Source organism: Paracoccus sp. SSK6 (genome assembly GCF_039770665.1).
Lineage (GTDB): Bacteria > Pseudomonadota > Alphaproteobacteria > Rhodobacterales > Rhodobacteraceae > Paracoccus.
Window position 1 is genome coordinate 86,624 of record NZ_JBDPNJ010000012.1, and the last position, 10,997, is coordinate 97,620.

Genomic DNA, 10,997 nt, shown 5'->3' on the forward strand with positions numbered 1-10,997 from the left:
CGTCCATCACTGCGTGATGTTGGAAACCGAGTTCGCGGTGCTGATCGGGCCGGTCAACGATGCCAGCCGCTTCTGCCACTGAACATAGGGCGCCTCGGTCACGTAAACCGTGTCCTCGTCCCGGATCAGGAAGTCGCGAGCCAGGAACAGCCCGTTCGGCCGCGTCAGGTCCAGCACATAGGCGATGCGCTGCGTGCCCCGGACCGTCTTGCCCAGCACCCGCGAGGCGACCGATTCCGGTTCGTCGCGCAGGATGAAGACACCCGTGGGATCGGCGAGGTTGGAGTTCAGCCCCCCCACCATCGCCACGGCCTCGACCGCGTTGATCATCTCGTTGCCCAAGGGAACGCGGGTCTGGCCGCCAAGGGCGCCAAGCGCGGTGAAGCTGCGCTGGTCTTCCTCGACCAGGATCACGTCGCCGGGGCGCAGCGCGATGTCGTTGCTGGCGTTGGAGTAAAGATCCGTCAGCCAGACCTTGCCCGTGTCGTTGCCGCGCTTGACGGTGATGACGGCGATCTCGGGCTCGATCGACACGCCGCCCGCACGCGCCAGCATCGACGACAGGTTGCGGGTCGGGCGTTCGATCGGATAGACGCCCTGCGCCGAAACCTTGCCCATCACCGAAACGGTTGCGCCATCGCCCGCGACGCGCGCCACGGTGACCTGCGGGTCGGGCGTCTGCGTGGACAGCCGGTCGGTGATGATCTGGCGCAACTGATCGGGCGTGTTGCCGGCGGCGCGCACCCGGCCCGCATAGGGCACGAAGATATAGCCGCCGCTGTCCACCTGGATTTCCTGCAGCGCGGTCGAGCTGGAGCCCAGCGAGGTCAGCAGGCCGTCATCGACGTTTTCCCAGATCGCCAGGCCCAGCCTGTCGCCCGCCCGAATCTCGTCCGCGCCCACCTGGCCCGCGCGCAGGAAGCTGTTCGAGAAGCCATAGGCCGGGGTGAAGTTCGTGGCGCGGGCGACGTGATCGTTCACGTAGATCACATGCGCGTTCCCGCCCTTTTCGACGGCGCCCGAGTAGATTTCGTTCTTGCTTGGCCCGGACCTCGGCAGGCTGCAAGCCGCAAGCAATGCCATCGCCGCGATCATGACCAGGCGCATGGCCCGGCCCGCCGCCGGACGGACAGGGGAAAGCTTCACTGTCACCTAACGAAACTCCTGTTCCTTTTAGCCCGGACTTGCCGTCCGGTTGTGCAGGCAATCTACCTTGACCCGCAGCCGGGCGCCATAACTTCGTGCACCCTAGTCCAGAAGTTCGCCGATCTGCTGGCGCCGCTGGAAACGGCCGACGGCCAGGGCTTGGTACGGATCCTCGGGTGCAAGGATCAGATCGGCCGCCAATCGCAACGCATGAGCACGCGAGCGGCGCGAGTAAAAGCCTCCGGGCACCTGGCTGGTTTGCAGCAGATAGTCGCGGAAGGCGCGGTAGGACGCGGTGTCGGGCTGCCGGGGATGGGCGAGGAATTCGGCCAGCGGCTGGTCCGAAACCAGGCCCGGTTTGCAATAGACTGCGGATCCCAGGGCCTTGACCGGCAGTCCGCGCCACAGCGCCTGCTGGGCCGCTGTGGAATTCACCGTGATGACGGCGCGGGCATGGGCCAGCATGTCGGCCAGCTTGCCGCCGCGGAAGTAGTGCACACGGTCGGCCACGCCGTGCCTTGCCGCAGCCTCGCGGATAGAGCGGCGGTTTCGGGCACGCCCATCCTCCAGCGGATGGGCCTTGAACAGCAGGTGGTGATGGCGGGGCGCCGATCTGGCGAACTCGGCCACGACATCCTCGACAAATTGGCGGTTGGTGTCGAAGGGCGAATGCCCCTGCAGGTTCGAATCATGTTCCAGTTGCATCAGCACCAGCAGGTAGGGATCGCCCGACAGCCGGAAGCGCCGCCATTGGACCGCCCGCGTGGCCGAGTGGAAGGGCGTCAGGATCAGGCGCCGGAGGTTCAGCCGGAATTCGTCGAAGACCGGCAAGGCGCGGTGGCTGGTGAACTGCCGGTATCGGCGGTTCGCGACCAGGACAAGGAAATGGTAGAACGCGCCATAGAACTTGTGCTGGCGCATGTCGCCCCATTTGGCGGGCGGGCGGCGCACCTCGGACGCGGTGTCGCGCAGCATGGCGCGCATCTCCGGCAGGGAAATGTCCAGCAGCGCCGAATGGCCGTTCGATCCGCCGCGTTCGTAGCTGATCCAGTAGGGGCGGAGGTATCCTTCCTCGAAGACGTGAAGCCGCAGGCCAAGCGATTTGGTCGCCGCGCGGGCAGCGGCATGGATCGGGCGCACATCGCCATAAAGGACGATGTCCGTCACGTTGCGTTCGGCGATGATCCGCGCCAGATGGGCAGGCCATTGGGCGCTGCTGCCTTCATGCCGCAGCAGATGCGCCTTGTCGGACCAGAAGAACTCATCCCCCGCATTGAAGGCGCAGCGCCAGACCTGCGCGCCCGACGCCCGGAGCAGCCTGCCCAGACGGTCGAAGAAAGGCCCGTGCGGCCCCTGCAGCATCAGGAAAACGCGCTGCCGGGGCAATTCGGTCCTGTCCAATCCTGAAGGCGTGAAGTCGTGACGATCCTGGGACACGCAGTGCATCCTTGCGGGGGTGTTATGCGATAGCCTGTAATACAACCAGAACGATATGAGCCAGACAATAATGCCCTGCAACCTTGCACCGCCCTATGCTATCGCCTAGGTCTGGGCAAGAAAGGGATCTTCGCGTGTTTACAGGCATCATCACCAGCATCGGAACCGTTCTGGCCGTCGAAATGCGCGGCGACATGCGCGCCCGGATCGGGTGCGACTATGACATGGGCACGGTGGACATGGGGGCCTCGATTGCCTGCGACGGCGTGTGCCTGACCGTGGTGGACAAGGGGCAGGGCTGGTTCACCGTCGATATCTCGGCCGAGACGCTTTCCAAGACGAATATCGGGGCGAACGGCTGGGCGGTGGGCAAGCGGCTGAACCTGGAACGGGCCTTGCGCGTCGGCGACGAACTGGGCGGCCACATCGTCAGCGGCCATGTCGATGGCGTCGCCCAGGTGGTTGGCCTGCGCAACGAAGGCGACAGCCTGCGCCTGACCTTCGAGGCGCCCGAAGCCCTGGCGCGCTTCATCGCGCCCAAGGGGTCGGTGGCGCTGAACGGCACCTCGCTGACCGTGAACGAGGTTGCGGGCAATCGCTTCGGCATCAACCTGATCCCGCATACCCGGCAGGTCACCACCTGGGGCGAGGTTGAGGCAGGCGACGCCGTCAACCTGGAGATCGACACCCTGGCCCGCTATGTGGCCCGGCTGGCCGAGGCCTCGGTCGTTTCGGGGACTTGACGCCCCGCCGCTTTCCGTCCATTGCAGCCGGTCTTTGTGCAGGGCCCGATTCATGAACGCGAACGACGACAAGTCGAAGGACAAGCGCGCCGACCGGCGTGCCCTCAGCAGCGGTGCGCGGCTTTATGCGGTGCAGGCGCTGTACCAGATGGAGGCGGCCGGCCAGTCCGCCGATCGCGTCATGCGCGAATTCGAAATCTATCGGCTGGGCGTCGAGAACGAGGACGGCCAGTACCTGCCGGCGGACGAAGCGCTGTTCACGCGCATTGTCGATGCCGCGGTGAACTGGCAGTCGCGGATCGACCAGGCGACCGACCGCGGCCTGGTCGCCAAATGGCCCATCGACCGCATCGACCCGGTGCTTCGCGCCGTGTTCCGCGCCGCCGGGGCCGAGCTTGTGACCCCGCAGACCCCGCCCAAGGTCGTCATCAGCGAATATGTCCGCCTTGCGGAAGCCTTCTTCCCGGAAGGACGCGAGGCGAAGTTCGTCAATGCCGTCCTTGACCACGTCGCGCGAGAGCTTCAGCCCGAAGCGTTCTGACGCGGATCACCCCTGCAATCCTGACACGGAAATCCTATATTCCCCGTGTCAGGAAACATGGGGTGCATCATGCCCACGATGATTCGCGTCTATATTCGCAGCGGCCTGATCGGATTGCTGCTGGCCTGCTGCTTCGTTGCCGCGCTTCTGGCGCTCGACATCGCTCATCTGCGCCATCTCGTATCCAGCAGCAGCATCGGCTGGCTGGCCGTCGTCATGATGGTCATGTTCAACACGATCGTCTTTGCCGGTGTGCAGTTCGCCATCACCATCATGGGACAGGCCGAAAAACAGCCGCCGCCCGACCGGGGCAAGCGGGTGTCCCGCATCCGGCAACTCGCGGCGGTAAAGGCTCCTGCAGTGGAAGGGCGCAAGCGCTGAAGCGGCACAGGATGCTACCAGGGCGCGAATGAGTCTGGGAGCGTGTCCTTTCTGCAACAAATCAAGGCGATCAGGCAGCCGAAACGGCTGCCTTTTTTGCAGGCAGTCACAGGTTTGTTTCAAAATGACAGCTTTGCAGAAGCAGCATGCACCCGCTGAAATTCTCAGTAAAAGTGTCTGAAGTCAAAAAGTTAAAATAAGCTCGTCTTGGTTCCATACGCCTCGATCAAACCCATGTTTCAGCGGATTTTTGCACACAACGCAAATGTCACGCTTCTCTCCTTTTCATGGCAGTCCAAGACCTTCTTCGAGGTGCTTTGAACCCGGACTGCATCGGATTACTTCATATTCCGCAGAGATGCTCTGGCGACCGTCAGGCCCCAGAACAACAAGAACTCAGCTCGTGAGGAAATTATGAAAAAAGCTACGCTGCTGACCGGCACCGCCGCGCTGATGGCCGCCCTTTCCGCCCCGGCTTTCGCCCAGACCGAGATCGCGGCTGGCGCCGACGCGACCGGCATTTCGGCAATCAACGACCGCATCATCGATGTCGAGGATGCCGTTCAGGACGATTTCGACCGTGACAACGACGACGCGCGCTTCGGCAACCCGGACCGCCGCGAAGGTCTTTTCGGTTCGGTCGCGCTGACCTATGCGGGCAACACCGGCAATGACGAAAGCCAGGACTTCTCGCTGGCTGGCCGCGTGTCGAACAACGCCGGACCTTGGCAGCAGTCGATTGGCATGCTGATCGAATTTGGCGAAGATGATGACGGCGACAAGGACAAGGAAGAAGTTTCGGTCATCTATGATGGCGCCTACTACTTCAATGACCGCTTCTATGCCTTCGTTCTGGGCCGCTTCAGCATCGATGGCCTGGCCAATGCCGAACAGAATGACGGTGACGACCTTGATGATGTCCGCGAGAATCTGGACAGATTTGCCCGTGATGGCTTCATCGGCGTGGGTCCAGGCTATCGGATCATCAACACCGACACGACCGCTTGGCGTGTTCAGGCTGGCATTGGCTACCGTTACACCCAAACCGGCGCCCAGAGGGTCGGCTTCGATCTGGAAGATACCGATGGCGACGGCGATCTGGAGCGTGTTGCCGTTGAGGATTCGTCGGACAGCGGCGTCGGCTATATCGTGTCGTCGCGCCTCTACCACCGCTTCAACGACATGGTCTTCATCACCAACGACACCGATTACCTGTCGTCGGAAGATTCGGATGACGTGATCACCAACCAGTTCGGCGTGAACTTCAAGATGTCGGACCAACTGGCGACCCGCATCAGCTATACCACCGAATACCAGGAAAACCGCGAAATCCGCACGGACAACACCCTGGGCGTGTCGGTCGTCTACGGCTTCTGATTTCCCTCCCTCTGGTCAGAAGCGAACTGGAAAGGGCGGCCCGCATGGCCGCCCTTTTCGCATGAAAAAACCGCCGCTGCCGGGGCAGGGCGGTTGGATCAGGTGGCGGGAACCGCAGCGACCGCGGCAGCACGAGATTTCCCGAAAGCCTGGATTACCAGGTGGGCGCCGGGTAACGAGACCAGGGTCACGCCAGAGCCAGCCCCCTCGGAAAAGTTATAGGCCAGTGGAAAAATGGCCGCTCGCGAGAAGAGCAGAAACCCGCCTGACCAACCAGATAAGAAAGCCGCCCCCGCATTTCAAGCGGGTTGAGGGTGTTTCCCCTTCGTTCTATGGTGCGGCGATGGACCAGCCTGACCCGACCCTTCCCGCCATGCCCGGCCAGCGTCTGGCGCGGGGCGTGTCCCGCATGTTGCGCAGCATGGACCATGCCGTGCTGACGGAATTCGTGCCCAGCAGGGGGCTGCGGGTCGATGTCATCAGCATGGGCCCCAAGGGCGAATTCTGGATCGTCGAATGCAAAAGCTGCCGCGCCGACTTCACGGGCGACCGGAAATGGCAGGGCTATCTGGAATGGTGCGACCGCTATTTCTGGGCGGTCGATTGCGATTTCCCGTCCGAATTGCTGCCGCCTGATACTGGCCTGATCTGCGCCGACGCCTATGGCGCAGAAATCCAGCGGATGGCCCCGGAAACGCGGCTTGCCGGGGCGCGGCGCTCCAGGGTCATGCGCGATTTCGCCCGCTGCTCGGCCCTGCGCCTGCAAGGCCTGACCGACCCCGAGGCCTTCAGCGCCGCGGCTTTTTAGGCTTCCCGCCTGTCTGGCCCATCTGCCGGGCCGCTTCGGCGGCAGCCAGCAATTCCTCGGCGATCTCGGTGGCTTCGTCAGGGTCGAAGTCCAGGGGCAGGTCGATCCCTTCCGCCTCGACATAGATTCGCACCATGCCCTGGTCGGTGGGACCGATTTGCAGATTGGCTGCGATGTCGCTCTGGCTGTTGATGCCCATGACCCTTGTCCTTGTTCTGTGATTGCTTTCTGTATCGCGCGTGCAAATTCCCGGCAAGACAGGCTTGCAACCCGCTCCAACCGGCGTTACAGAACGCATCCGTGCCGCCTTAGCTCAGTTGGTTAGAGCGCTAGATTGTGGATCTAGAGGTCCCCCGTTCGAGCCGGGGAGGCGGTACCATCCCCCTAAGCCATTGCCGCGCCGATTATTCTTCCTGAAGCGGAACCTGGATGTTTTTTCGGGGTTTGATCCCTGATGGTGACAATCACACCGGAGGACATCAAGATGGCTCAAAACAACAACCCTACCGCTGACAACATGAAGAAAGACGCGGCCGCTGCCGGGCAGCAGGCCAAGAACGACCTTCACGAAGGCGCCAAGAAGGTGGGCGAGGATATCCGCGACACGGCGGACAAGCTGGGGAACAACTCCAATATCGACAGTCTCAAGGAACGCGGCGCCGAGCTTGCACAGAACGCCCGTGATACTGCGCAGGACTATGTGGAGCGTGCGCGCGAAGTCGGCAGCGACTATGCCGGCCGCGCCAAGGCCGAGGCCGAGCGCCTTTATGAGCAAGGCCAGCAGCGGGCGTCGGACCTGACCCATTATGCCGGCGAACGCTATGACGAAGTATCCGAAATGGTGCGCCGCAATCCTGCGCAGGCCCTGGGCATCGCCGCCGGTGTCGGCTTTCTTGTCGGCCTGATTCTCGCACGTCGCTGAGGTTTGCCATGTTCGACTATGCGCAGCGTCTTCAACTGGCACTCAAGGACACGGCGCGCAGGTCGGCGATGAAGGCGGTGGCAGGGGTCATCCTTGCCATCGCCTTCGGCTTTCTTGTCGCTGCGCTTTGGTCGTTCCTCGCCCATAACCTTGGTTGGGGGCCAGCCTTGGCGTCACTGGCGATCGGCGTGCTGTTCGTCTTGGTCGCGGTGATCCTGCTGGTCATGTCGAAGCACACCAAGCACGAGATGCCCACCAAGGAAGATCTGCGCAAAGAGGTCGAGGCGCGGGTCAGTCTTGCGGCCGAAGCAGCGGCCGACAAGGCGCGGGCCGAGGCGGACCGGCTGATGGACATGGCGGGCAACAAGGTTGCCTCGCTGATGGACGACGCCACCTATCGCGCCAACAAGCTTGCCAACGACACCGAGCAGCGCGTCTATGGCGCGGCCCGCAGCGCGGCAGAAGCGGTGGGTTTGACGGCGACCAATATCAACACCGTACGTTCCAAGGTCCAAAGCGCGAACGAAACCCTGTCCCGCGCCAACAGCAGCAATGCTGCCAGCATCGCCAAGATCCTGGGGGCCTTCGCCGTCGGCATCACCCTGGCTGCAAAGCTGAAAGAGGGCAGGGATCCCGACCCTTACGAAGACGACATCCTGTAAAAAGCAGACGGGCCGCGCGATGCGGCCCGTTTCTTTCAGTCTTGCCATCGGTTGAATCAGGCGTTCGCTTCACGGATTTTATCGGCAGCCGCCTTGTCATAGCTGACGCCCTTCTGGTCGAACAACTGGTCCAGTTCGCCGGAAAGCGTCATCTCGGTCACGATGTCGCAGCCGCCGACGAACTCCCCCTTGACGTAGAGTTGCGGAATCGTCGGCCAGTCCGAGAAATCCTTGATGCCTTGGCGGACCTGGTCATCCGCAAGCACGTTCACGTCGTGATAATCGACGCCCATGTAGTTCAGAACCCCGGCAACCCGGCTGGAAAAACCGCATTGGGGCATTTCCTTCGTGCCCTTCATGAACAGCACGACATCGGCCTGATCGACCAATCCTTGAATTTTTTCAGTTACTTCGGTCATTTTTGTCATCCTGTTTCCTAGGGTCTGGCCAAGGGCAGGGGCCTTAGTCAGGGGCCTTTGTCGTCAGCGCGAGGGCATGAAGTTCGCCAGCCTTGCCATCCATCTTGCCTTGCAACGCTGCATAGACTGCGCGCTGCTGCTGGACGCGATTCTGGCCCCGGAAGCTCTCGTCGATCACCTCGGCTGCATAATGATTACCGTCGCCTGCAAGATCGGTGATGGTGATCTGCGCGTTAGGGAATGCAGCTCGGATAAGGGCTTCGATGTCATGCGCTTCCATGGCCATGGGACTGTCCTTCTGCCGTTGCCATCCAGATGTAGGGGAAGCAGGATAGACCCGCAAGGCCAACAAAAACGGCCGCGCAAGTTGCACGGCCGTTTCAATTTTTATCGGATCAGTTTGCCGTCGCCGCGCCGACAGTGCCGCCGACCACGGCCCCGGCAGGGCCCGCAATAACTGCCCCGCCAAGGCCTCCGGTCGCGGCGCGCTCGGTGGCCGTATTTCCGCAAGCCGCCAGCCCGAAGATGACGCATCCCATCAGACTTGCCGTCACTAAAGTTCGCATCAGGTCATCCTTTCTGCCGCCAAGACATGCCTTCATCTCACGAAAGCTTGAGACAGTGAAAAGTTCCGAAGAGAAGTTCGGGTTCTCGAAGGGCTTTGCTATGGAAGTCGCATTTCAGGATAGCGCGTCACCCTGGGTCGATAATGTTGCAACCAAGTTGGAATGTCCTCGGCTGCGCAAAGCAGAAATGTCTCACCGTGGGGGGAAGCATGGCCGGGCAGGGCGGAGAGATCCGCCATCGCAGCCCTGACCGGCCATGCGTTCAGAGCCGCAGCTTTCGACGTTCCTTTGGCGAGTAGAAGGCGCGAATGCCGTCCGTTTCGACACGCCTTTCGAAATCCCGCCAGGCAAGACCATCAGCAAGACAAGGCGGGCTGTCCGAGATCGTCAGGGTGCCGAACGCGTTCATGACCGACAGCACCCAGCCAGGGTGGATCGAGGTCCGGCAGATCTCGACAGAGAACCGGTGACCGTCGATCAGCACGTCCTGTGCCAGATCCGAGAAGATGATCTCCGGCTCAGCGCTGTCTGCCATGTTCTTGCCCCGCTTGCTCGATCAAAGCACAGGGTATCACCGCAACTGGGCCAGGGAAGCGTCATTCCAGGGGTGGAGCGGCATGCGCCTTTGCCTTGCGGTCCGCCAGCGAGTTCCAGCCGTTGTTGCGGCGTCCGGTGGGCGTGTAGCGGGTGCGTTGCTCGGCCCGTCCGGTGCACTTTCGGAGGAGCCTTGTCCTGCTCGGCCTTGATGTATTCCAGGACCGCGCTCAGATGCTTGTTCTCGGTGATGGCGGCATGGGTCACGCGCTGATCCTTGTCGAAGACGGAGTAGGGCAGCGAGACACCTTTCCAGCGGAATTCCAGTCGGCCGTCCGCGAACACATAGCGCTCGTCACGATAGCAGAGAATGTCGCGCAGCCGATCGGGTTCGACATTCAGCGGCCGATGCAGGTTGTCCGAACGGCGGGGCAGCTTGGCAAACTGCGCGTTGTGGCACGCCATGAAGCCGGGAAGAAAGGCGTTAGCGGCTTCCCTGTCGGAGATGCCGGCCAGCCGCAGTTCCTTGACCAGGCGGTCCTGCAGGGTGCGGTTGGCGCGCTCGACGCGACCTTTTGCTTGCGAGGAGTTGGCGCACAGGATCTCGATGTCAGCTCGTTCAAGGCCCGGCCGAACTGGGTCATCCCATAGCCTGTCCTGGCATCTTACTTCGGCACCCGGAACACGGTGTGCTCATCGGAGTAAAAGGCAACGGGACGGCCATGGAGCGTCAGATACCGCTCCAAGGCTCCGAAATAGCTGAAGGTGCTCTCGGAACGGACGAACTCCAGGTGCATCAGGGTGCTGGTGGCGTCATCGATGAACACCAACAAGGTGCAAGCCGGCCCGCGACCTTCAAACCAGCGATGATCCGAGCCGTCGATCTGGATCAGCTCGCCAAGGCACTCCCGGCGCAGATGTGGCGGGTGAAACGTCCAGGCGCTGCTTGCGCGACAGCCACAAACCCGCATCCTGCATCCACTTGCGCAAGGTCTCCCGCGACACCGTCAGCCCGTGAAGCTCCGCCAGCTTCTCGGCCGCCAATGTCGGGCCGAAGTCGGCATAGCGTTCCCGAACAAGCGCCGTGGCAGCCTCCCGGATCGTTGGGTCGATCCGGTTGTTCGATGCCGACCACGCGCCTGGTGCCGGATCGCCGCCGGGCCATCAGCCCCAAACCGCTTCAGCAACCGGTGAACCTGTCTGCGGCTCAGCGCGCCAGAACATCCGCCGCGGTTACGGCTAACATCTAACCTTGCAGCACTTGGCTCAGAACCTCGACGCGGTTCAGTTCCCGTTCGCTCATCATCACCCATCCCATGTCCGGCTCCCAAGGATCGACACGATGTTCATCCAAGGGAGTGTGACATTCCTGAACTGCAGAAGTGAGACATTTTAAATTTGCGGTGCAGGCTCCATTCTGAATGCACCAGTCCTGCGGGGCAGGGTTCGTCATGGTGCCTC

The 10,997-nt window shown here is 62.2% G+C and carries 15 protein-coding genes, 1 tRNA gene and 1 pseudogene; 8 read left to right on the plus strand and 9 right to left on the minus strand.

Features of this window, described 5'->3' with window-relative positions:
- Nucleotides 1-6 precede the first annotated feature (6 nt).
- Both AAIL68_RS10380 and AAIL68_RS10385 read right to left on the minus strand, forming a co-directional pair.
- Nucleotides 7-1,083: a polysaccharide biosynthesis/export family protein gene (locus AAIL68_RS10380; RefSeq protein WP_347139718.1), complete on the minus strand. Its 1,077-nt coding sequence runs from the start codon at nt 1,081-1,083 to the stop codon at nt 7-9.
- Nucleotides 1,084-1,248: 165 nt separating this feature from the next.
- A complete protein-coding gene (locus AAIL68_RS10385; protein WP_347139699.1) occupies nt 1,249-2,583 on the minus strand; it encodes a capsular biosynthesis protein in 1,335 nt (444 codons plus the stop codon).
- 134 nt (nt 2,584-2,717) lie between these two features.
- Here AAIL68_RS10385 and AAIL68_RS10390 point away from each other — a divergent pair, with 134 nt between their 5' ends.
- The 5 genes from AAIL68_RS10390 (at nt 2,718) to AAIL68_RS10410 (ending at nt 6,433) form a co-directional block, all read left to right on the plus strand.
- A complete protein-coding gene (locus tag AAIL68_RS10390) occupies nt 2,718-3,326 on the plus strand; it encodes a riboflavin synthase (RefSeq protein WP_347139700.1) in 609 nt (202 codons plus the stop codon).
- Between the two features lie 52 nt (nt 3,327-3,378).
- On the plus strand, nt 3,379-3,867 hold the full coding sequence (nusB, locus tag AAIL68_RS10395; RefSeq protein ID WP_347139701.1) for a transcription antitermination factor NusB: 489 nt from the start codon (nt 3,379-3,381) through the stop codon (nt 3,865-3,867).
- 69 nt (nt 3,868-3,936) lie between these two features.
- Nucleotides 3,937-4,248 (plus strand): hypothetical protein, encoded by a 312-nt coding sequence (locus AAIL68_RS10400; RefSeq protein WP_347139702.1) that lies wholly within the window; start codon nt 3,937-3,939, stop codon nt 4,246-4,248.
- A 414-nt stretch (nt 4,249-4,662) separates the two neighbouring features.
- Entirely contained in the window at nt 4,663-5,625 is a 963-nt protein-coding gene (locus tag AAIL68_RS10405) for a DUF481 domain-containing protein (protein ID WP_347139703.1), read from the plus strand.
- Between the two features lie 343 nt (nt 5,626-5,968).
- Nucleotides 5,969-6,433 (plus strand): MmcB family DNA repair protein, encoded by a 465-nt coding sequence (locus AAIL68_RS10410; RefSeq protein ID WP_347139704.1) that lies wholly within the window; start codon nt 5,969-5,971, stop codon nt 6,431-6,433.
- On the opposite strand, the gene AAIL68_RS10415 is transcribed toward AAIL68_RS10410, so the two are convergent.
- Nucleotides 6,414-6,632 (minus strand): DUF6324 family protein, encoded by a 219-nt coding sequence (locus tag AAIL68_RS10415; protein WP_347139705.1) that lies wholly within the window; start codon nt 6,630-6,632, stop codon nt 6,414-6,416. The genes AAIL68_RS10410 and AAIL68_RS10415 overlap by 20 nt on opposite strands.
- 103 nt (nt 6,633-6,735) lie before the next feature.
- Here AAIL68_RS10415 and AAIL68_RS10420 point away from each other — a divergent pair.
- The 3 genes from AAIL68_RS10420 (at nt 6,736) to AAIL68_RS10430 (ending at nt 8,017) form a co-directional block, all read left to right on the plus strand.
- Nucleotides 6,736-6,812 (plus strand) — tRNA-His (locus AAIL68_RS10420).
- Nucleotides 6,813-6,887: 75 nt separating this feature from the next.
- Complete coding sequence (locus tag AAIL68_RS10425; RefSeq protein WP_347139706.1) at nt 6,888-7,355, plus strand: DUF883 domain-containing protein; 468 nt, start codon at nt 6,888-6,890, stop codon at nt 7,353-7,355.
- Between the two features lie 8 nt (nt 7,356-7,363).
- Entirely contained in the window at nt 7,364-8,017 is a 654-nt protein-coding gene (locus AAIL68_RS10430; RefSeq protein WP_347139707.1) for a phage holin family protein, read from the plus strand.
- A 56-nt stretch (nt 8,018-8,073) separates the two neighbouring features.
- Here the strand turns inward: AAIL68_RS10430 and grxD are convergent, their stop codons facing one another.
- The 6 genes and pseudogenes from grxD to AAIL68_RS10460 all read right to left on the minus strand — a co-directional run.
- A complete protein-coding gene (grxD, locus tag AAIL68_RS10435) occupies nt 8,074-8,436 on the minus strand; it encodes a Grx4 family monothiol glutaredoxin (protein WP_347139719.1) in 363 nt (120 codons plus the stop codon).
- A gap of 43 nt (nt 8,437-8,479) precedes the next feature.
- Nucleotides 8,480-8,722, minus strand: a complete 243-nt coding sequence (locus tag AAIL68_RS10440; RefSeq protein ID WP_347139708.1) for a BolA/IbaG family iron-sulfur metabolism protein — start codon at nt 8,720-8,722, stop codon at nt 8,480-8,482.
- A 109-nt stretch (nt 8,723-8,831) separates the two neighbouring features.
- Complete coding sequence (locus AAIL68_RS10445) at nt 8,832-9,002, minus strand: hypothetical protein (RefSeq protein WP_347139709.1); 171 nt, start codon at nt 9,000-9,002, stop codon at nt 8,832-8,834.
- A gap of 262 nt (nt 9,003-9,264) precedes the next feature.
- Nucleotides 9,265-9,537, minus strand: coding sequence for a hypothetical protein (locus tag AAIL68_RS10450; protein WP_347139710.1), 273 nt, complete (start codon nt 9,535-9,537; stop codon nt 9,265-9,267).
- Between the two features lie 191 nt (nt 9,538-9,728).
- Nucleotides 9,729-10,782, minus strand: a pseudogene (locus AAIL68_RS10455) (ISNCY family transposase); the annotation flags it as partial.
- Nucleotides 10,783-10,997: hypothetical protein (locus AAIL68_RS10460; protein ID WP_347139711.1), on the minus strand; the 215-nt coding region annotated here is incomplete at its 5' end.